Source organism: Streptomyces sp. SCL15-4, from assembly GCF_033366695.1.
Taxonomy (GTDB): domain Bacteria; phylum Actinomycetota; class Actinomycetes; order Streptomycetales; family Streptomycetaceae; genus Streptomyces.
The window spans coordinates 2324287-2344491 of record NZ_JAOBTQ010000001.1 but is presented as its reverse complement, the minus strand read 5'-3'; the positions used below and the strand labels follow the sequence as shown (position 1 = coordinate 2344491).

General features: G+C 73.7%; 15 protein-coding genes and 1 riboswitch. Of the genes, 10 read left to right on the top strand and 5 right to left on the bottom strand.

Annotated elements, in window-relative coordinates:
• Positions 1 to 22 precede the first annotated feature (22 nt).
• Together SCK26_RS09710 and SCK26_RS09705 are read right to left on the bottom strand one after the other, a co-directional pair.
• Positions 23 to 964 carry a sucrase ferredoxin gene (locus SCK26_RS09710; protein ID WP_318200876.1) on the bottom strand — a complete coding sequence of 314 codons (942 nt, stop codon included), beginning with the start codon at positions 962 to 964 and terminating at the stop codon, positions 23 to 25.
• Positions 965 to 1017: 53 nt separating this feature from the next.
• Positions 1018 to 2274, bottom strand: coding sequence for a citrate synthase (locus SCK26_RS09705; RefSeq protein ID WP_318200875.1), 1257 nt, complete (start codon positions 2272 to 2274; stop codon positions 1018 to 1020).
• A 172-nt stretch (positions 2275 to 2446) separates the two neighbouring features.
• Between SCK26_RS09705 and SCK26_RS09700 the strand changes: the two genes are divergently transcribed.
• Complete coding sequence (locus SCK26_RS09700; RefSeq protein WP_318200874.1) at positions 2447 to 3538, top strand: GTP-binding protein; 1092 nt, start codon at positions 2447 to 2449, stop codon at positions 3536 to 3538.
• Between the two features lie 599 nt (positions 3539 to 4137).
• Here SCK26_RS09700 and SCK26_RS09695 read toward each other — a convergent pair.
• Positions 4138 to 6594 (bottom strand): DNA topoisomerase IV subunit A, encoded by a 2457-nt coding sequence (locus tag SCK26_RS09695; protein ID WP_318200873.1) that lies wholly within the window; start codon positions 6592 to 6594, stop codon positions 4138 to 4140.
• Between the two features lie 318 nt (positions 6595 to 6912).
• Between SCK26_RS09695 and SCK26_RS09690 the strand changes: the two genes are divergently transcribed.
• The 4 genes from SCK26_RS09690 to SCK26_RS09675 all read left to right on the top strand — a co-directional run bounded on the left by SCK26_RS09690 (position 6913) and on the right by SCK26_RS09675 (position 11738).
• Positions 6913 to 8316, top strand: a complete 1404-nt coding sequence (locus tag SCK26_RS09690) for a pitrilysin family protein (protein WP_318200872.1) — start codon at positions 6913 to 6915, stop codon at positions 8314 to 8316.
• Entirely contained in the window at positions 8313 to 9701 is a 1389-nt protein-coding gene (locus SCK26_RS09685) for a pitrilysin family protein (protein WP_318200871.1), read from the top strand. The genes SCK26_RS09690 and SCK26_RS09685 overlap by 4 nt, the downstream gene beginning before the upstream one ends.
• Before the next feature lie 231 nt (positions 9702 to 9932).
• Positions 9933 to 10085, top strand: a riboswitch (cyclic di-AMP (ydaO/yuaA leader).
• Between the two features lie 12 nt (positions 10086 to 10097).
• Positions 10098 to 10853 carry a M23 family metallopeptidase gene (locus SCK26_RS09680; RefSeq protein ID WP_318200870.1) on the top strand — a complete coding sequence of 252 codons (756 nt, stop codon included), beginning with the start codon at positions 10098 to 10100 and terminating at the stop codon, positions 10851 to 10853.
• Positions 10854 to 11051: 198 nt separating this feature from the next.
• Complete coding sequence (locus SCK26_RS09675; protein ID WP_318200869.1) at positions 11052 to 11738, top strand: GntR family transcriptional regulator; 687 nt, start codon at positions 11052 to 11054, stop codon at positions 11736 to 11738.
• 205 nt (positions 11739 to 11943) lie between these two features.
• On the opposite strand, the gene SCK26_RS09670 is transcribed toward SCK26_RS09675, so the two are convergent.
• A complete protein-coding gene (locus SCK26_RS09670) occupies positions 11944 to 12225 on the bottom strand; it encodes an HPr family phosphocarrier protein (RefSeq protein WP_030609104.1) in 282 nt (93 codons plus the stop codon).
• A gap of 178 nt (positions 12226 to 12403) precedes the next feature.
• Between SCK26_RS09670 and SCK26_RS09665 the strand changes: the two genes are divergently transcribed.
• The 4 genes from SCK26_RS09665 to SCK26_RS09650 all read left to right on the top strand — a co-directional run bounded on the left by SCK26_RS09665 (position 12404) and on the right by SCK26_RS09650 (position 18173).
• On the top strand, positions 12404 to 15250 hold the full coding sequence (locus SCK26_RS09665; protein WP_318200868.1) for a GNAT family N-acetyltransferase: 2847 nt from the start codon (positions 12404 to 12406) through the stop codon (positions 15248 to 15250).
• Between the two features lie 453 nt (positions 15251 to 15703).
• Positions 15704 to 16291, top strand: a complete 588-nt coding sequence (locus SCK26_RS09660) for a DUF5998 family protein (RefSeq protein ID WP_245172793.1) — start codon at positions 15704 to 15706, stop codon at positions 16289 to 16291.
• Complete coding sequence (locus SCK26_RS09655; protein WP_318200867.1) at positions 16291 to 17481, top strand: alkaline phosphatase family protein; 1191 nt, start codon at positions 16291 to 16293, stop codon at positions 17479 to 17481. The genes SCK26_RS09660 and SCK26_RS09655 overlap by 1 nt, the downstream gene beginning before the upstream one ends.
• 41 nt (positions 17482 to 17522) lie before the next feature.
• Positions 17523 to 18173 carry a thymidine kinase gene (locus SCK26_RS09650; RefSeq protein WP_318200866.1) on the top strand — a complete coding sequence of 217 codons (651 nt, stop codon included), beginning with the start codon at positions 17523 to 17525 and terminating at the stop codon, positions 18171 to 18173.
• Positions 18174 to 18177: 4 nt separating this feature from the next.
• Here the strand turns inward: SCK26_RS09650 and SCK26_RS09645 are convergent, their stop codons facing one another.
• Entirely contained in the window at positions 18178 to 18969 is a 792-nt protein-coding gene (locus SCK26_RS09645; RefSeq protein ID WP_318200865.1) for a VOC family protein, read from the bottom strand.
• 317 nt (positions 18970 to 19286) lie between these two features.
• Between SCK26_RS09645 and SCK26_RS09640 the strand changes: the two genes are divergently transcribed.
• Entirely contained in the window at positions 19287 to 20138 is an 852-nt protein-coding gene (locus SCK26_RS09640) for a sulfurtransferase (protein ID WP_318200864.1), read from the top strand.
• The last annotated feature ends 67 nt before the right edge of the window (positions 20139 to 20205 follow it).

Here is a 20205-nt window from a genome sequence, read left to right as displayed (position 1 = left end):
CGTTGACGGGGCCCCTGCCGGATCAGCTCGCCAGCGCCGTCGGCCTCAGCTCGCGCACCTCGACGACGTCCATCCGCGCGGGCGTGCCGAGCACCGCCGCGCCGCAGCTCTCAGGCCGGGGCGGCAGCGCCGCGCCCTGTGCCACGGCGACCCGCCACCGGCGGCCGTCGGCATGGGCGACGGTGACCTCCCAGCGTGGGGCCGCGCCGTCGGTCCGTACGACGCTCAGCACACCCGCCCGGTACTCGCCCGCCGCCGTGCGCACGGCCAGCTCCGCCGCCTGGCCGGGCCGCCCCCACGCGGAGCACCCCCGGCACCCCTCGACCAGTACGCGTCCCTCCCGCACGCCGTGCAGGGCCTCCTTGACGGTGTGGGCACCGGCGCGACCGTAGGCGTAGCCGTACGGCAGGACGAGCACCGTGGGCGCGAATCGATGGCCGCCCAGATGGGTGACCTCCCAGACGCCGCGCACCCCCGACGCGACCAGCTCGGTGGCCAGGGGGCGGCCCAGGAGGGCGCAGCAGCGGTCGCGCTTGCCGTTGGTGCAGACCAGCGCCAGCGGGTCGCCCCGATGGGGCCGCCCGCCTAGCGCGGCGCCGAAGGACCGGTGGTCGCCCGTCCCGAGGGCGGCGAAGTCCAGGTCGAGCAGGTGCCGCGGATCGCGGGTGGCGGCACCGTGCAGCCACAGGCGCCCGGGAACGGTGTGCGCGGCGTACACCTGCCGCATCGGAGGCGGGCCGGGATCGGCGTGGCGGCCGGGGCGGCGGATCAGGGCGACGCGCACGCCGGTTCCGTCGGCGGCGGCCTCCAGCGCGCGCCCCAGCGCGGGGTCGAGATGGCTGGACGTGAGGGCCTTGGCGCCCCACGGGCCGGCCTGTTCCAGCAGCAGCCACGTCGTCGCCGTGGCAGCCGTACCGGCCACCGGCTCGTCCAGGCTGCGGGAGACGGTCGCACACCTACTCACAGAGGTGAGCCTAACCTGACTCGCCCCGCGGTGACTTCCGGCCCGGCCGTGTCCTACTCCGGGAGGGTCCGGGGCGGGCGCGGGCCGACGTAGTGGCCGCTGGGGCGCATGCGCAGCGGCCGCTCGCCGTACTCCTCCAGGGCGTGGGCGATCCAGCCCGCGGTCCGGGCGACGGCGAAGATCGTCTCGCCGGCCGCGGCGGGCATGCCGCTGGAGGCGGTGAACACAGCGAGGGCCAGGTCGACGTTGGCGTGCAGCGGGGTGTGCCGGGCGGTGGTGGCGACGACGTCCCGGGCCGCGAGCAGCGCGGGCTCCGCGCGCGGGACCTGCTCCAGCAGCGCGAACAACGCCCGCGCGCGGGGGTCCTCGCCGGTGTACAGCGGGTGGCCGAGGCCGGGGACGCGGCGGCCCGCGCGCAGTTCCTCGGCGATCACCGGGACCGCCGTGCCCTGGTCGAGCACGTCCAGCAGCATCCGGTGGGCCAGACCGCAGGCCGCGCCGTGCAGCGGGCCCTCCAGTACGCCGAGCCCGGCGGAGACGGCGGCGTAGGCGTGTGCCCGGGCCGAGGCGGCGACCCGGACCGCCAGCGTGGACGCGGCCAGGTCGTGGTCGGCCAGCAGGGCCAGCGCGGTGTCCAGGACGCGCAGGGAGGCCTCGTCGGCCGGGCGGCCGGTCAGCCGGCCCCACAGGCGGTGGGCCAGCGGGCCGTCGTCCTTGTGGCCGTGCCGGGCCGGCGGCAGCGCGGCGACGAGGGTGGGGACGAGGGTGCGCGCCGTGTGCAGCACGGCCTCCTCGGACAGGTCGAAGCGCAGCGGGTCCTCGGCCGCCGCGGCGATCGCCGCCACCCGCAGCCGGTCGACCGGGGAGGCGTGCTCGGACAGGGCGTCCACCGCGCGCCGGGCGGCCTCGACGGTGGCCGCGGGCGCGGTGAACGTCGCTCCCGGGGCGGGCCGGCCGGTCCACAGCCACTCCGCGACCTCCTCGTAGGGGTGACGGGTGGCCAGCTCGACGGCGTCGACGCCGCGGAAGTAGTACCGGTCCCGCTCGATCAGCGTGATGCGGGTGCGGACGGACAGGTCGCCGCCGGTGCCCGGGCTGCCGGCGGCCTCGCGCCGGTTGCGGCGGGCGAGCGCCTCGACCTCCCCGGCCTCGAAGGTGCTGGCCCGGCCGCCGGCCGCACGCCTGCTGCTGAGCAGACCTCGGCTCACATACGCGTAGACCGTCTCGGGCTTCACACCGAGCAGTTCGGCGGTCTCCTTGGTGGTCAGCCGACGCCCGGGGAGGTGGGGGACGGTGTCGTGATCGCGCATGAGGGCCACCGTAGCGGCCTCTGCACATGTTGACGGCCACATGTTGATTCCATCAATGTGAACCGGTCGTCACCCCGAGTCGGCTTCCCGCCGCTCGTATCCTGGACGCTCCGTCCACGCCCGTGCGCGCACCGGGAGCCGGTGCGCGCTGGTACGTCTGAGAGGTCGCCCGTTGGGGAACAGCTTGGTAAGCGGAAGCGGCGGCGGTCCGCGGCAGATTCCGGTCGTCGTGCTCGCCGGTTTTCTGGGTTCCGGGAAGACCACGCTCCTCAACCACCTGCTGCACCGCAGCGGAGGCAGTCGCATCGGGGCCATCGTCAACGACTTCGGCGCCATCGAGATCGACGCGATGGCCGTCGCCGGCGCTCTCGGCGACTCGACCGTCTCGCTCGGCAACGGCTGCCTGTGCTGCGCCGTCGACGCCGGGGAACTCGACCTGTACCTGGACCGGCTCGCCGCGCCCGCCGCCGGCATCGACGTGATCGTCATCGAGGCCAGCGGACTCGCCGAACCCCAGGAACTCGTGCGCATGGTCCTGGCCAGCGAGCACCCCGGCATCGTCTACGGCGGCCTGGTCGAGGTGGTCGACGCCGCCGAGTTCGACGGCACGCGCGCGAAGCATCCGGAGATCGACCGGCACCTCGCGCTCGCCGACCTGGTCGTCGTCAACAAGCTCGACCGCGCCGCCGACGCCGACCGGGTCCTCGGGCTCGTCCGCTCGCTCACCGACCGCGCGGCCGTCGTGCCCGCCACCTACGGCAGGATCGATCCCGAGTTCCTCTTCGACTGCCGGCCGACCGAGGAGCGCATCGGCCAGCTGTCCTTCGAGGACCTGCACGACCACGGGGACCCGGGCGGGGCCGGGCACCTGCACACCGGCTACGACAGCCTGTCCCACACCTCCGCCGTCCCTCTGGAGCCCCGGCGGCTCATGCGGTTCCTGGACAGCCGGCCCGAGGGGCTGTACCGGATCAAGGGATACGTCGACTTCGGGCCGTACGACACGTTCAACCGCTACACCGTGCACGCCGTCGGCCGGTTCCTGCGCTTCTACCCGGAACCCTGGGCACCCGGTGACGACCGGCTCACCCAGCTCGTGCTGATCGGCTCCGGCATCGACGCGGCCGCCCTCCGCAAGGAACTGGAGGCCTGCGCGAACGACACCCCGCACGCCGACGAGCACGGCATGTGGGGCGTCCTGCGCTACGTACAGGGACCGGACGAGGACGAGGCGGCAGCCGACCTGGCGGAGCCGCCCCTCTAGTCCCCACCCGGGTCGCCCCTCTAGCCTCCGCCCGGGCCGTCCTGCCGGCTCCGGCCCGGGCCGCCCTGCGGGGCCTCCGTCCGGCCACCCTGCCAGGCTTCGGCTCGGATCGCCCTGCCGGGCTGCCGGCCCGGGCCGTGCTGTCAGGCTCTTGGCCCGGGTCGTACTGCGGGGCTTCCGCCCGGGCCGCCGTGCCGGGCTTCGGCTCGGGCTTCCGCTCGGGTCACCCACCCGGGCACCCACCCGGGCCCCGTGCCGGGCTCCGGCTCGGGGCGCCGTCTCGGGCTTCGGCCCGGGCGGTCCTGTCGGGCTCCTGCTCGGGTTGCCGTGTCGGGCTTCCGCTCGGTCACCCTCCCCGGCTTCCGTCCGGCCCCTATGCCAGGCTCCGGCTCGGATCGCCCTGCGGAGCTTCCGCTCGGGCCACCCTCCCTGGCTTCCGTCCGGCCACCCTGCCAGGCTCCGGCTCGGATCGCCCTGCCGGGCTGCCGGCCCCGGCCGTCCTGTCAGGCTCTTGGCTCGGGCCGTCGTGCTGGGCTCCGGCCCCGGCCGTCCTGCCGGGCTTCCGCCCGAGTCGCCCTGCCGGGCTTCCGCCCGGGTCGCTAGAGCACCGGTCCCGCCACCACCGCCACCGTCTTCGGCAGTGACGTGCCCGAGCCGTCCCGGCGCGGGTCCGGTTCCGGCAGCTCCGCCGGGGTGCCGTTCTTCTGTGCCGCCCGGGCCGGCGCCGGGCCCGCCCAGGCCACCGAGAGGCAGTCCTCGCCCTTCAGGAACCGCTGGCAGCGCACCCCGCCCGTGGCCCGGCCCTTGCGCGGGTACTGGTCGAACGGGGTCAGCTTGGCCGTCGTCTGCACCGAGTCGTCCAGCGTGCCGCGCGAGCCCGCCACCGTGAACACCACCGCGTCGGCGGCCGGGTCGACCGCCGTGAAGGAGATCACCTTCGCGCCCTCGGTGAGCTTGATGCCCGCCATGCCGCCCGCCGGGCGGCCCTGCGGGCGGACGATGGAGGCCTGGAAACGCAGCAGCTGCGCGTCGTCCGTGATGAACACCAGGTCCTCCTCGCCGGTGCGCAGCTCCACCGCGCCGACGATCCGGTCGCCCTCCTTGAGCGTGATGACCTCCAACTCGTCCTTGTTGGACGGATAGTCGGGCACCACCCGCTTGACGACGCCCTGCTCGGTGCCGAGCGCCAGGCCCGGCGACGACTCGTCCAGCGTGGTCAGGCAGACCAGCGTCTCGTCGTCCTCCAGAGAGACGAACTCCGCCAGCGGCGCCCCGCCGGAGAGGTTCGGCGCGCCCACCGGCTCGGGCAGCTGCGGCAGGTCGACGACGTTGATGCGCAGCAGCCGGCCCGCCGAGGTCACCGCCCCGATCACCCCGCGCGCGGTCGTCCGCACAGCCGAGACGATCACGTCGTGCTTGACCCGCTTGCCGCCCGCCGCCCGCGGAAGCGGCGCGTCGGTCGCCGTACGGGCCAGCAGCCCCGTCGAGGACAGCAGCACCCGGCACGGGTCGTCGGCCACCTGCAGCGGCACGGCGACCGGAGTGGCCGCGGACTCCAGCAGGACCGTGCGCCGGTCGGTGCCGAACTTCTTCGCCACGGCCGCCAGTTCCGCCGAGACCAGCTTGCGCAGCTCCGCGTCGGACTCCAGGATCCGGGTCAGCTCCTCGATCTCCGCGGTGAGCTTGTCCTTCTCCGCCTCCAGCTCGATCCGGTCGTACTTGGTGAGCCGGCGCAGCGGCGTGTCGAGGATGTACTGCGTCTGTACCTCGCTCAGCGAGAAGCGCTCGATCAGGCGCTCCTTGGCCTGCGCGGAGTTCTCGCTGGACCGGATGATCCGGATGACCTCGTCGATGTCGACCAGCGCGGTCAGCAGACCCTCGACCAGGTGCAGCCGGTCGCGCTTCTTGCCGCGGCGGAACTCGCTGCGCCGCCGGACCACGTCGAACCGGTGGTCCAGATAGACCTCCAGCAGCTCCTTCAGACCCAGGGTGAGCGGCTGGCCGTCGACCAGGGCGACGTTGTTGATGCCGAAGGACTCCTCCATCGGAGTCAGCTTGTAGAGCTGCTCCAGGATCGCCTCCGGCACGAAGCCGTTCTTGATCTCGACGACCAGACGCAGGCCGTGCTCGCGGTCGGTGAGGTCCTTGACGTCGGCGATGCCCTGGACCTTCTTCGCGTTGACCAGGTCCTTGATCTTCGCGATGACCTTCTCGGGGCCGACGGTGAACGGCAGTTCCGTGACCACCAGGCCCTTGCGGCGGGCGGTGAAGTCCTCGATGGAGACCGTCGCGCGGATCTTGAAGGTGCCGCGGCCGGTCGCGTACGCGTCCCGGATGCCGTCCAGGCCGACGATCCGGCCGCCGGTGGGCAGGTCGGGTCCCGGGACGTGCTTCATCAGCGCGTCCAGGTCGGCGTTCGGCTGCCGGATCAGATGGCGGGCGGCGGCGATGACCTCGCGCAGGTTGTGCGGCGGCATGTTCGTCGCCATGCCGACCGCGATGCCCGATGAGCCGTTGACCAGCAGGTTCGGGAAGGCGGCGGGCAGGGCCACCGGCTCCTGCTCCTGGCCGTCGTAGTTCGGTGCGAAGTCGACCGTGTCCTCGTCGATCGACTCCGTCATCAGGCCCGTCGCCTCGGCCATCCGGCACTCGGTGTACCGCATGGCGGCCGGCGGGTCGTCGTTGCCCAGCGAACCGAAGTTGCCGTGGCCGTCGACGAGCGGCACGCGCATGGAGAAGGGCTGCGCCATGCGCACCAGCGCGTCGTAGATCGACGCGTCGCCGTGCGGGTGGAGCTTGCCCATGACCTCGCCGACGACGCGCGCGCACTTCACATAGCCGCGTTCGGGGCGCAGGCCCATCTCGTTCATCTGGTAAACGATCCGGCGGTGCACCGGTTTCAGGCCGTCACGGGCGTCCGGCAGGGCGCGCGAGTAGATGACCGAGTACGCGTACTCGAGGTAGGAGCCACGCATCTCGTCCACGACGTCGATGTCGAGGATTCTCTCCTCGAACGAATCGTCGGGCGGCGGGGTCTTCGTGCTGCGGCGGGCCATCGCTGCCTGGCTCCTTCTGATCTGGTCGCTCGCCTACGGGGCGCTCTTGCTGAAGCGTTTGACGGATCTGACGCGGACCATTGTGGACCGAGGCACTGACAACCCGTGCCACGACCCGGTCCGGGCGGCACCGGGGGAGCGGCCCGCCCCTGGCACCGGAGAACCGTCCGGGAGGGGGTCCGACGCAGGGTACGCGATCCGCTGTCGGCGTACGTGCGCGGGAACTTCGCGAAGGCCCCGCACGCTTTGCATACAGTGGCAGGAACGGCAGCAAAACCGCGGTTTCCATCAACCGCCTCCGCTCGCGAAGGGACGTACATGCCCATGGGTCACACGACCACAGCCGAGGCAGGCTCCGGGGGCCTGACAGCGACCGAGCACCGCCTGGCCAACGGTCTCCGCGTGGTGCTCTCCGAGGACCACCTGACCCCGGTGGCGGCGGTCTGCCTCTGGTACGACGTCGGCTCCCGCCACGAAGTCAAGGGGCGTACCGGCCTGGCTCACCTTTTCGAGCACCTGATGTTCCAGGGCTCGGCACAGGTCAAGGGCAACGGCCACTTCGAGCTGGTGCAGGGCGCCGGCGGCTCGCTGAACGGCACCACCAGCTTCGAGCGCACCAACTACTTCGAGACCATGCCCGCCCACCAGCTGGAGCTGGCCCTCTGGCTGGAGGCGGACCGCATGGGCTCGCTGCTGGCCGCCCTGGACGAGGAGTCCATGGAGAACCAGCGGGACGTCGTCAAGAACGAGCGCCGCCAGCGCTACGACAACGTCCCCTACGGCACCGCCTTCGAGAAGCTGACCGCCCTGTCCTACCCGGAGGGCCACCCGTACCACCACACGCCGATCGGTTCGATGGCGGACCTGGACGCGGCCACCCTGGAGGACGCCCGCCGGTTCTTCCGCACCTACTACGCGCCGAACAACGCGGTGCTCTCCGTGGTCGGCGACATCGACCCGGAGCAGACCCTCGCCTGGATCGAGAAGTACTTCGGCTCCATCGCCTCCCACGACGGCAAGCCCGCGCCCCGCGACGGCTCCCTGCCGGACATCATCGGCGAGCAGAAGCGCGAGGTCCTCGTGGAGGAGGTCCCGGCGCGCGCCCTGATGGCCGCCTACCGGCTCCCGCACGACGGCACGCGCGCGTGCGACGCGGTCGACCTCGCCCTGACCATCCTCGGCGGCGGCGAGTCCTCCCGCCTGTACAACCGCCTGGTGCGCCGCGACCGTACGGCCGTCGCCGCCGGCTTCGGCCTGCTGCGTCTGGCCGGCGCGCCCTCCATGGGCTGGCTGGACGTGAAGACCTCCGGTGACGTCGAGGTGCCGGTGATCGAGGCCGCCATCGACGAGGAGCTGGCCCGCTTCGCCGCGGAGGGCCCCACCGCCGAGGAGATGGAGCGCGCCCAGGCCCAGCTGGAACGCGAGTGGCTGGACCGGCTCGGCACGGTCGCCGGCCGCGCCGACGAACTGTGCCGGTTCGCCGTCCTGTTCGGCGACCCGCAGCTCGCCCTGACCGCCGTCAAGCGCGTCCTGGAGGTCACTCCGCAGGAGGTCCAGGAGGTCGCGGCGGCCCGCCTGCGGCCCGACAACCGCGCGGTCCTCGTCTACGAACCGAAGTCCCCGGAGGCCGCCCCGGACGCCGACGTGCCGCAGGACCCGGAGCAGGAAGCGACCGTAGAGGCGGGCCGCGACGAGACCGAGAACGAGGAGACGGCCAAGTGACCGAGCTCGCCACCATGGAGTTCCACCCTCAGCCGCAGCCCGGCGAGGCCAGGCCGTGGGCGTTCCCCGCCCCCGAGCGCACCGCGCTCGACAACGGCCTGACCGTGCTGCGCTGCCACCGGCCCGGCCAGCAGGTCGTCGCCGTCGAGGTGCTGCTGGACGCGCCGCTGGACGCCGAGCCGGCCGGCCTGGACGGCGTCGCCACGATCATGGCGCGCGCCTTCTCCGAGGGCACCGACAAGCACTCCGCGGAGGAGTTCGCCGCCGAACTGGAGCGCGCGGGCGCCACCCTGGACGCGCACGCGGACCACCCCGGCGTCCGGCTCGGCCTGGAGGTCCCCGCCTCCCGCCTGGCCAAGGGCCTCGGCCTGCTCGCCGACGCGCTGCGCGCCCCCGCCTTCGCCCCGAGCGAGGTCGAGCGCCTCGTGCGCAACCGCCTGGACGAGATCCCGCACGAGCTGGCCAACCCCTCCCGCCGGGCCGCCAAGGAACTCTCCAAGGAGCTGTTCCCGGCGACCTCGCGCATGTCCCGGCCGCGCCAGGGCACCGAGGAGACCGTCGAGAAGATCGACGCCGCGGCCGTACGCGCCTTCTACGACCGCCATGTGCGGCCCGCCACCGCCACTCTGGTCGTCGTCGGCGACCTGACCGGCACCGACCTCGACGCGCTGCTCGCCGACACCCTGGGCGCCTGGACCGGCACCCCCGGCGAGCCCCGGCCGGTGCCGCCGGTGACCGCCGACGACACCGGGCGCGTGGTCATCGTGGACCGGCCCGGCGCCGTGCAGACGCAGCTGCTGATCGGCCGGATCGGTCCCGACCGGCACGACCGGGTGTGGCCCGCCCAGGTGCTCGGCACGTACTGCCTCGGCGGCACCCTCACCTCCCGGCTGGACCGCGTCCTGCGCGAGGAGAAGGGCTACACCTACGGCGTGCGCTCCTTCGGGCAGGTCCTCAGGTCCGCGCCGGACGGCAGCGGCGCGGCGATGCTCGCCATCAGCGGCTCCGTGGACACGCCGAACACCGGTCCGGCGCTGGACGACCTGTGGAAGGTGCTGCGCACCGTCGCCGCGGAGGGGCTGACCGACACCGAGCGGGACGTCGCCGTGCAGAACCTCGTCGGCGTGGCGCCGCTGAAGTACGAGACCGCGGCGGCCGTCGCGGGCACGCTGGCCGACCAGGTCGAGCAGCACCTGCCCGACGACTTCCAGGCGACGCTGTACCGGCAGCTGGCCGCCACGGGCACGGTGGAGGCCACCGCGGCCGTCGTGAACGCCTTCCCGGTGGACCGCCTGGTGACCGTCCTCGTCGGCGACGCCGCCCAGATCAAGGCACCGGTCGAGGCGCTCGGCATCGGCCCGGTGAGCGTGGTGTCGGCCGAGTAGCGACGCGGCCGGCCCGTCCGGCGTACGCGCGCGTGGGGCCCTGACGGCTTACGAGCCGTCAGGGCCCCACGCTGTTCCACTCGGTTCCTCAGATGCCCGTTTTGGTGCGGAGGTTGCCTGTCTGACCTGTGGGATGCGCTACAAAAAGCCGGATCCGTTTGAGGATCGAAAGCGGGCCGCCGTAGCGTCGTCCGGGCTGTTCGTCAGGCAGTGCGCCGCACCCGCGGCACCGGACAGTCATCGCCGAGTCCCCGTACGGCGCGAGCCAGGGGAGCCGGGGACCCATCGTCCCTGGGGTGAATCGGGCGCCCGCGAGGGAGTCCGTAGGAGACCTTCCTGCTCCGAACCCGTCAGCTAACCCGGTAGGCGAGAGGGAAGGAAAGGACCAGCCACTTCATGGCGTTCATGTGCGCCACCGGGAAGCACCGCAAGCCCGGGCGGGTCAAGCGGACGACCGCGCAGGCGGCCGGCGTCGCGGCCCTGACCACCACCGGTGTCATCGGCACCCTCGCCGCCTCCCCGGCCCTCGCCGCCGACAACCCCGTGGACCAGACCGGCCTCACCCCGGTCCTCGCCGCCACGGACGACGTCGCCGCGCAGATCGCCGCGCAGGCCACCGCCCAGCAGGAGGCCGCCGACCGGAAGGCGGCCGAGGAGGCCGCCGCGAAGGCGGCCGCCGAACGGGCCGAGGAGCTGCGCGAGGCCAGGGCCCGCGCCGCGCGCGAGGCCGAGCGCCGCCGGCTGAACGCCTTCGTCGCCCCCATCGAGCACTCCTACGTCTCCACGGCCTACCAGGCCTCCAGCTCCCTGTGGTCCTCCGGTTCGCACACCGGCATCGACTTCCACGCGGCCGCCGGCACCACCGTGCACGCGGTGGGCTCCGGCACGGTCGTCTCCACCGGCTGGGGCGGGGCGTACGGCAACCAGGTCGTGATCCGGATGGCCGACGGCATGTACACGCAGTACGGGCACCTGTCGTCCATCGGCGTCACGGTGGGCCAGAAGGTCGTGCCGGGCCAGCAGATCGGTCTCTCCGGCGCCACGGGCAACGTCACCGGCCCGCACCTGCACTTCGAGGCGCGCACGAGCCCGGACTACGGCTCCGACGTCGATCCCGTCGCCTACCTCCGCAACCACGGCGTGCACATCTGACGCGCCTCGCGCCTTCCTTGGCGGCCCCGGCTCACCGAGCCGGGGCTTTCGCCGTTTTTCATGCTCTCCGCCGGTTCCGTTGTCCAAAAAATATCCATGGATTAGGACCCGCCGTCGGAAATTCCGGCCGACTGGAATAGAGTCACGGAACACGCGTCCATCGTCGGCGTTTCACGGGGATTAAGGCGGAGGTCGGTCATGCGTATTCCGGCGCACTCGGTGTGCACCGCTGTCCGGGACGACATCGTCGCCGGTGTCTACGAGCGCGGCAGCCGGCTGACCGAGGAAGTCCTGGCCCGCCGCTACGGCGTCTCGCGCGTCCCCGTGCGCGAGGCGCTGCGCACCCTGGAGGCCGAGGGCTTCGTGGTGACGCGCCGGCACGCGGGCGCGTGCGTGGCCGAGCCGACCGAGCGGGAGGCCGCCGACGTGCTGGAGATGCGGACGCTGCTGGAGCCGCTGGGCGCCGCGCGGGCCGCCCAGCGGCGCACGGAGGCCCATCTGAAGGTGCTGCGCGGCCTGGTCCGGCTCGGACAGGAGCGGGCCAGGAAGGGCAACAGCGAGGATCTGCGCTCGTTGGGCGGCTGGTTCCACGAGACGCTGGCCCAGGCCTGCGGCAGCCCCTCGCTCACCTCGGTGCTGACCCAGCTGCGCCACAAGATCGCCTGGATGTACGCGGTGGAGGCGCCGGTGAGCCCGGTGGAGTACTGGGCGGAACACGGGGCGATCGTGGACGCGGTGGCGCGCGGGGACGGCGAACGGGCGCGGGCGCTGACCGCTCTGCACGCGGAACGCGCGACCGGCGCGCACCGGCTTCGCTTTTCCGGCGCCGGCGAACGTGTGAGGACTTCGCAACATGCCGTAAACATGTCGGGTCTGCGACATTAACACGGGCGCCGTATACAAAGAAGAGGGTTATTCGGCGGCGGGCGTTTTCTGCTGCCCTTTTCGTGGTGCAAGGAATTCTCGGGCGCGGTCCTTCGGCCGGCGGCGGCGAATTCGGCCGACGGAAAGCCGTAGGGACGACACAAGTGGCCGCGGATACGCGGAAGCCGCGCCACCCGGTGCGGGCGGCGCGGCTTCCCCGCTCTTCTCAGACGGTCTCGGGCAGTTCCTCCAGGCCCTCGGAGACCAGCTTGGCCAGACGGTCCAGGGCGGCGTCGGCGCCCTCGGCGTCGGAGGCGAGGACGATCTCCTCGCCTCCCTGGGCGCCCAGGCCCAGGACGGCCAGCATCGAGGCCGCGTTGACGGGGTTGCCCCCGGCCTTGGCGATCGTCACCGGGACGCCTGTGGCCGTGGCGGCTCGGACGAAGAGGGAGGCGGGGCGGGCGTGGAGACCCTCGGCCCAGCCGACGTTGACGCGGCGCTCAGCCATGTGTTGCTGCCCTTCAGTGTTCAGGGTTGTCTAGACCAGTTTCCCATACCGTGGAGCGTGCCCGGAGCAGGCCCGAAGACCCGCCCCGGAGCGGCGCCGGACCGCGGCCTCGGTCCGGCGTTCGCCCCCCATAGCCTGCCTCGCGCCGTTGTCGTACGCGAGCCTTACTCTGGGGCCCATGCAGACCTCGGCGGACCCGCAGGACCGGCACCAGTACCCCGCCCACTGGGAGGCGGACGTGGTGCTGCGCGACGGCGGCACCGCGCGCATCAGGCCCATCACCGTCGATGACGCCGACCGCCTGGTCAGTTTCTACGAGCAGGTCTCGGACGAGTCGAAGTACTACCGCTTCTTCGCGCCCTATCCACGCCTGTCCGCCAAGGACGTCCACCGCTTCACGCACCACGACTTCGTGGACAGGGTGGGGCTCGCGGCCACCATCGGCGGCGAGTTCATCGCCACCGTACGCTACGACCGCATAGGCGGCGACGGCCTGCCTGCCACCGCGCCCGCCGAGGAGGCCGAGGTCGCGTTCCTGGTCCAGGACGCCCACCAGGGCCGCGGCGTCGCCTCCGCCCTCCTGGAGCACATCGCGGCCGTCGCGCGCGAGCGCGGCATCCGCCGCTTCGCCGCCGAGGTGCTGCCCGCCAACACCAAGATGATCAAGGTGTTCACGGACGCCGGCTACACCCAGAAGCGCAGCTTCGAGGACGGCGTCGTACGCCTGGAACTGGACCTCGAACCCACCGACCGCTCCGTGGCCGTGCAGCACGCCCGGGAACAGCGCGCCGAGGCCCGCTCGGTCCGGCGGCTCCTCGCGCCCGGCTCGGTCGCGGTCGTCGGCGTCGGCCGCGCCCCCGGCGGAGTCGGCCGCGGCATCCTCGGCAACATCCGCGAGGCCGGCTACCCGGGCCCGCTGCACGCCGTGAACAAGGCCTTCCCCGAAGACCTCAAGGAGATCGACGGCGTGCCCGCGCACCGCTCGGTGCGCGACATCGACGGGCACGTGGACCTCGCCGTCGTCGCCGTACCGGCCGAGCACGTGCCCGCCGTGGTCGCCGAGTGCGGCGAACACGGCGTCCAGGGACTGGTCGTGCTCTCCGCCGGGTACGCCGAGAGCGGGCCCGAGGGGCGCGAACGGCAGCGCGCGCTCGTCCGGGCCGCACGCGCCTACGGCATGCGCCTCATCGGCCCGAACGCCTTCGGCATCATCAACACCGCCGACGGCGTCCGGCTCAACGCCTCGCTCGCCCCCGAGCCGCCCCGCCCCGGCCGCATCGGGCTCTTCGCCCAGTCCGGCGCCATCGGCATCGCCCTGCTGTCCCGGCTGCACCGGCGCGGGGGAGGGGTGACCGGGGTGACCGGCGTCTCCACCTTCGTGTCCGCCGGCAACCGCGCCGACGTCTCCGGCAACGACGTCCTCCAGTACTGGTACGACGACCCGGACACCGATGTCGTCCTCATGTACCTGGAGTCCATCGGCAACCCCCGCAAGTTCACCCGGCTCGCCCGGCGGACGGCCGCCGCGAAGCCCCTGGTCGTCGTGCAGGGCACCGGCACCGCCCCGCAGGGCCACGCCGTGCGCGCCACCCGGCTGCCGCACGCGACCGTGTCCGCGCTGCTGCGGCAGGCCGGGGTGATCCGGGTCGACACGATCACCGAGCTGGTCGACGCGGGGCTGCTGCTCGCCCGGCAGCCGCTGCCCGCGGGGCCGCGCGTGGCCATCCTCGGCAACTCGGAGTCGCTGGGCGTGCTGACGTACGACCGGTGCGTGGCGGAGGGGCTGCGGCCGGACCGGCCGGTGGACCTGACCACCGGGGCGACGGCGGAGGACTTCCACCGGGCGCTGGCCGCCGCGCTGGCCGACGACACGAACGACGCCGTCGTCGTCACGGCGATCCCCGCGATCGGGGAAGGCTCGCCCGGGGACGCGGAACTGGCAGCGGCGCTGCGGTCGGCCGCGGCGGCGGTGCCGGGGAAGCCGGTGCTGGTGGTCCATGTGGAACTCGGCGGACTGGCGCAGGCGCTGTCGGCCGCGACGAGCACCGCGCCGGGGGCCGCGGACAGGGCGCCCGGCACGGCCGGCACCGAAGCGGTGCGCATGCGGCCCGCCACGCCGGCCGCATCCGCCGGGGAACCTCCGGCACCTCCCCGTGACGGCACCCGTCTCATCCCCGCCTACCCCGCCGCCGAGCGCGCGGTGCGGGCGCTCGCCGAGGCCGTGAAGTACGGGCAGTGGCGGCGGGAGGCGGCCGATCCCGGGAAGGTGCCGGAGTTCGACGACATCGACGAGAAGGGGGCCGCCCGGCTGATCGGCGAGCTGCTCGCGCGCGGCGAAGGGCTGACCATCTCCGACGAGCACACCTGCGAGCTGCTCGGCCGGTACGGCATCCCCGTGCGCCGCGCCCTGCCCGCGCCCGGCCCGGACGCCGCCGTGCGGGCCGCCCGCGCGCTCGGCTATCCGGTGGCCCTCAAGGCGACCGCCCCGCACCTCAGGCACCGCGCCGACCTGGGCGGCGTCCGCCTGGACCTCGCCGACGAGGAGCAACTGCTGCGCGCGTACACCGAGTTGACCGAGCTGTTCGGCCGGCCGGAGGAACTGCGGCCGGTGGTGCAGGCGATGGCGCCCCGGGGCGTGGACACCGTCGTCCGCGCGGTGATCGACCCGGCGGCCGGGGCCGTGCTGTCCTTCGGCCTGGCCGGCGCCGCCTCCCAGCTGCTCGGCGACATGGCCCACCGGCTGATCCCCGTCACCGACCGGGAGGCGACCTCGCTGGTGCGGTCCATCCGCACCGCGCCGCTGCTGTTCGGCTGGCGCGGCTCCACACCCGTGGACACCCCGGCGCTGGAGGAGCTGCTGCTGCGGGTGTCCCGGCTGGTCGACGACCACCCGGAGGTGGTCGCGGTCACCCTGGAGCCGGTCGTCGTCGCCCCGCACGGGGCGAGCGTCCTCGGCGCCACGGTACGGCTCGCGCCCCCGCCCGCCCGCGACGACCTCGGCCCGCGCACGATGCCGGCCTACTGACGCGGCATAAGGACCCGTGGAGAGCCGCCGCCCGCCCGGAGGCCCGAGGAGAGCTGGTGGGACGGGAGGTGACCGGCCGGGACGCCGGACGGCTCCGGCCCGCCGCCGTATACGACCTCGCCCGCCACCACGGTCCGGAAGCGATCTTCGTCGGCCCGGCCTCCGCCGCGTGCCCCGCCGCCGTCCGGGACCCCGTCTTCCGCGAGCCCACCGCCGAGGAGACGGCACGGCCCCGGCAGGCGCCGGGCGGCACCCCGGCCGTCCGCCACCGCCTGCGAGGCGGACGCCGGCGGCCCCGGCCCGGCCTCCTGCCCGATCGCCGCCGACCGGCCGGAGAACCACCCGGGACTCGTGTCCGGGCCCCCGCACGGAGGCACCCGCCCGCCCCGGCCCCCGCCCCCGGTCCGTCCGACTGGCCCGGAGTGCCCTTGCCCACGGATTAGGATGGACGCCATGGCCAAGACCAGTACGACGACCCAGGGGCTGCGCGCGGCGATCGAGCGCAGCGGCTACTACCCGGCCCTCGTGGCCGAGGCGGTGGAGGCCGCGGTGGGCGGCGAGCCCGTCCGGTCGTACCTGGTCCACCAGGAGACGACGTTCGACCAGAACGAGGTCCGCCGGCACGTCACCGTGCTGGTCCTCACCGGCAACCGCTTCATCGTCAGCCACACCGACGAGCAGGCCGCCGACAGCACCTCCCCGACGCCGTACGCCACCACCTCCACCGAGTCCGTGAAGCTCGACCGGGTCTCGTCCGTGGTGGTCAGCCGGGTGGTCGCGAACCCGGAGCAGTACACGCCGGGCACGCTGCCCCGCGAGGTCGTGCTGACCATCGGCTGGGGCGCGGTCAACCGCATCGACCTGGAGCCCGCCGCCTGCGGCGACCCCAACTGCGACGCCGACCACGGCTACACGGGCAGCTCCACGGCGGACGACCTCAGCCTGCGCGTGAGCGAGGCCGGGGACGGCCCGGAGACGGTGCGCCAGGCGCTCGCCTTCGCGCAGGCCATCTCGGAGGCGACCGCGGACCTCACGCGCTGATGTCCCAGCTCTCCGCCTGGGACCACCCGGAGCCCCTCGCCCTGACCACCGCGCCGCTGCCCGAGTACGGCAGCGGCTCCCTGGCCGACCTGCTGCCCACCCTCGCCGCCGGCCTGGGCGTGCCCGGCCTGACCGCTTCCATCGGGGAGCTGGCCCCCGCCGACCGGGTCTGCGTCTTCCTGGTCGACGGCCTCGGCTGGGAGCAGCTCGCCGCCCACCCGGACGAGGCACCCTTCCTGACCTCCCTGCTCGGCAGCTCCCGCGGCGGCACCGGCCGCCCGCTCACCGCCGGCTACCCGGCGACCACCGCGACCTCCCTCGCCTCCGTCGGCACCGGCCTGCCGCCCGGCGCGCACGGCCTGCCCGGGTACGCGGTGCGCAACCCGGCCACCGGCGAGCTGATGAACCAGCTCCGCTGGCAGCCGTACACCGAGCCGGGCCCCTGGCAGCCGTACCCGACCGTCTTCCAGCTGGCCCACGAGGCCGGCGTGCACACCGCCCAGGTGACCTCGCCCGCCTTCGAGCACACCCCGCTCACCAAGGTCGCGCTCAGCGGCGGCACCTTCCACGGGCGGCTCACCGGCGAGGAGCGCATGGACCTCGCGGCCGAGCAGCTGGCCGCCGGGGACCGCTCGCTGGTGTACACGTACTACGCCGAGCTGGACGGCTCCGGACACCGCTACGGCATCGCCTCCGACACCTGGCGCGGCCAGCTGATGTACGTCGACCGGCTCGTCCAGCGGCTGGCCGAGCAGCTGCCCCCGCGCAGCGCCCTCTACGTCACCGCCGACCACGGCATGGTCGACGTGCCGTTCGACGAGCGGCACCGCATCGACTTCGACGAGGACTGGGAGCTGCGGGCCGGCGTCGCGCTGCTCGGCGGTGAGGGCCGGGCCCGGCACGTGTACGCGGTCCCGGGCGCCGGGAACGACGTGCTGACCGTGTGGCGCGAGGTGCTCGGGGAGCAGTTCTGGGTGGCCTCGCGGGACGAGGCGATCGCGGCGGGCTGGTTCGGACCGCACGTGGACGAGCGCGTGTACCAGCGGATCGGGGACGTGGTCGCCGCCGCGCACGACGACGTGCTGATCATCGCCTCGGAGCGGGAGCCCAAGGAGTCGGCGCTGGTCGGCAACCACGGCTCGATGACCCCGGCGGAACAGCTCGTCCCGCTGCTCGAAGTACGTTCCTGACCCCCTGCCCCCTCCCTTTGCCGAAAGGTGCTCAACCCCTCATGCCCGAGCTGGTGTTCTTCTCCGGAACGATGGACTGCGGGAAGTCGACGCTGGCTCTGCAGATCGAGCACAACCGGTCCGCGCGCGGCCTGGCGGGCATGATCTTCACTCGCGACGACCGCGCCGGCGAGGGCAAGTTGTCCTCCCGGCTGGGCCTGGTCACCGACGCGGTGGAGGTCGAGGACGGCCAGGACCTGTACGCGTACCTCGTGGACCATCTCTCCCAGGGCGGCCGGGCCGACTATGTGATCGCGGACGAGGCGCAGTTCCTCGCGCCCGAGCAGATCGACCAGCTCGCGCGCGTGGTGGACGATCTCGGCCTGGACGTCTTCGCCTTCGGCATCACCACCGACTTCCGCTCCAAGCTGTTCCCCGGCTCCCAGCGGCTGGTGGAACTGGCCGACCGGATCGAGGTGCTCCAGGTGGAGGCGCTGTGCTGGTGCGGCGCCCGGGCCACGCACAACGCCCGGACGATAGACGGCGAGATGGTGGTCGAGGGCGCCCAGGTGGTCGTCGGCGACGTCAACCAGACCGCGGGCGAGGTCGGCTACGAGGTGCTGTGCCGCCGTCACCACCGGCGCCGGATGACCGCCGCCACCGCCCGTGCGGCGGCCCTGTCCCCGGACGTCCTGCCCGTCCCGTCCTCCTGAGCGCTCAGCGCGGATCCTGGACCACCGAGAACTCGGCGCCCTCCGGGTCCGCCACCGTCGCCGTCCGCCCGTGCGGTCCGTCGTGCGCCGGTGCCAGCACGCGGCCGCCCAGCTCGGCGACCTGCCGCAGTGTCACGTCGAGGTCGGCGACCTCGAAGTAGGTCCGCCAGTGCGGCCCGCGGCCCGGAGGCAGCCCTTGGCCCACCCCGTGCAGCTCGGCCACCGGACGGCCGTCCAGCAGCAGGGCCAGCGAGTCGGTGCCGGCGGAGACCACCGGCTCGTCCTGGTAGCGGAAGACGCTTTTGTAGAACTTCGCGACGCTTTCCGTCTCGAAGGTGAGCAGTTCGTTCCACACGGGGGCGCCGGGCACGCCGGTGACCGCCGTGCCGGCATGCGCGGCACCCTGCCAGATCCCGAACACCGCACCGGAGGGATCGGAGGCGATCGCCATCCGCCCGGCCTCGGCGGCGTCCAGCGGGCCGACGGCCAGCGTGCCGCCGCACAGCCGTACCGTGTCGGCCGTGCGGTCCACGTCGTCCGAGGCGAGGTACGGCGTCCAGGCGACCGGCAGCCGGCGGCCCGTCGGCAGCCGGCCCACGCCCGCCACCTCGCGCCCGTCGAGCAGCGCCCGCACATACGGGCCGAGCTGCTGCGGACCCGGCCGGAACTCCCAGCCGAACAGCTCGCCGTAGAACGCCTCGGTGGCCTCCAGCCCGTGCGTCATCAGACTCACCCAGCAGGGTGTGCCGGGCAGACGCCGCGCGTGCGGACCGGCCGGCTCCCGTGCCTCGGTCATCGATCACTCTCTCCCCGGCCCCTCGCGGTGGCCGTGTCGCTTCCGCCGTCCGGAAGGGACGTCCACGCCGTCGGCGCGTACGCCCGTGCCGGTCCCCGCACCCTCCGGGCGCCGCGGGGTCGTACCGCGCCGCTCGCCGTACCCACGAGAGGATGCCCGATCTGCCGTCTTTCACCGCTTCTCGGCGATGGCCGAGGGGTGTCCGCCGTTTGTACACCACGTGCTCGATCCCGTACGCCGGGTGATCGAGCCTGTCCGGCCGAGCAGAGTAGTCGGACCTGGACGCCGCGGCCACCCCTGACGTATGGATGGACCCCATGACAGCCATCATCACCGCATCCGACCTCGCGCTCGCGCTGGCCGGCGACAACCCGCCCCTACTTCTGGACGTCCGCTGGCAGCTCAGCCTGGCCCGGGCCGCGGGCGCGCCGGCCTTCGACGGCCGGGCCGAGTACGCGGCCGGACACCTTCCCGGCGCGGTCTTCGTCGACCTGGACCGGGAGCTGGCCGGCGCGCCGGGGGCGGAGGGCCGGCATCCGCTGCCCGACCTCGCGGAATTCGGCGCCGCGATGCGCCGCGCGGGCGTGTCGGCGGCCCGGCCGGTCGTCGTGTACGACGGCGGACAGGGCTGGGCGGCGGCGCGCGCGTGGTGGCTGCTGCGCTGGACGGGTCACCCGGACGTGCGGGTCCTCGACGGCGGGTTGCCGTCCTGGCCGGGTGAGCTGTCGACCGAGGCGCCGGCCCGGGCCGAAGGCGACTTCGTCCCGGCGCCGGCGGCCGGCGGCCTGCTGGACGCGGACGGGGCCGCGGCGCTGGCCCGTACGGGTGTGCTGCTGGACGCCCGCGCGGGGGAGCGGTACCGGGGTGAGGTGGAGCCGATCGACCGGGTCGGCGGGCACATCCCGGGCGCGGTGTCGGCGCCGACGACGGAGAACGTGGGTCCCGACGGCCGTTTCCTGCCCGCGGCGGAGCTGAGGGACCGCTTCAAGGCGCTGGGGGTCTCCGGGGACACCGAGGTGGGCGTGTACTGCGGCTCGGGCGTCTCCGCCGCCCACGAGGTGCTCGCGCTGGCCGTGGCGGACATTCCGGCGGCCCTGTACGTCGGCTCCTGGTCGCAGTGGTCCTCGGACCCGTCGCGTCCGGTGGCGGTCGGGGCGGACCCGCGATAGGACCGGCGCCTGGAAGCGGACCGCGACAGGGCCAAGGCCAGGAAGAGGGGAGGCACGCGCGCGTGCC

Excerpts from the sequence above, each read along its gene's own strand:
- SCK26_RS09705 (WP_318200875.1), bottom strand. The coding sequence starts at position 2,274 with ATGCGCGATCACGACACCGTCCCCCACCTCCCCGGGCGTCGGCTGACC.
- SCK26_RS09695 (WP_318200873.1), bottom strand. The coding sequence starts at position 6,594 with ATGGCCCGCCGCAGCACGAAGACCCCGCCGCCCGACGATTCGTTCGAG.
- SCK26_RS09690 (WP_318200872.1), top strand. The coding sequence starts at position 6,913 with ATGCCCATGGGTCACACGACCACAGCCGAGGCAGGCTCCGGGGGCCTG.
- SCK26_RS09680 (WP_318200870.1), top strand. The coding sequence starts at position 10,098 with ATGGCGTTCATGTGCGCCACCGGGAAGCACCGCAAGCCCGGGCGGGTC.
- SCK26_RS09675 (WP_318200869.1), top strand. The coding sequence starts at position 11,052 with ATGCGTATTCCGGCGCACTCGGTGTGCACCGCTGTCCGGGACGACATC.
- SCK26_RS09670 (WP_030609104.1), bottom strand. The coding sequence starts at position 12,225 with ATGGCTGAGCGCCGCGTCAACGTCGGCTGGGCCGAGGGTCTCCACGCC.
- SCK26_RS09665 (WP_318200868.1), top strand. The coding sequence starts at position 12,404 with ATGCAGACCTCGGCGGACCCGCAGGACCGGCACCAGTACCCCGCCCAC.
- SCK26_RS09660 (WP_245172793.1), top strand. The coding sequence starts at position 15,704 with ATGGCCAAGACCAGTACGACGACCCAGGGGCTGCGCGCGGCGATCGAG.
- SCK26_RS09655 (WP_318200867.1), top strand. The coding sequence starts at position 16,291 with ATGTCCCAGCTCTCCGCCTGGGACCACCCGGAGCCCCTCGCCCTGACC.
- SCK26_RS09650 (WP_318200866.1), top strand. The coding sequence starts at position 17,523 with ATGCCCGAGCTGGTGTTCTTCTCCGGAACGATGGACTGCGGGAAGTCG.
- SCK26_RS09645 (WP_318200865.1), bottom strand. The coding sequence starts at position 18,969 with ATGACCGAGGCACGGGAGCCGGCCGGTCCGCACGCGCGGCGTCTGCCC.
- SCK26_RS09640 (WP_318200864.1), top strand. The coding sequence starts at position 19,287 with ATGACAGCCATCATCACCGCATCCGACCTCGCGCTCGCGCTGGCCGGC.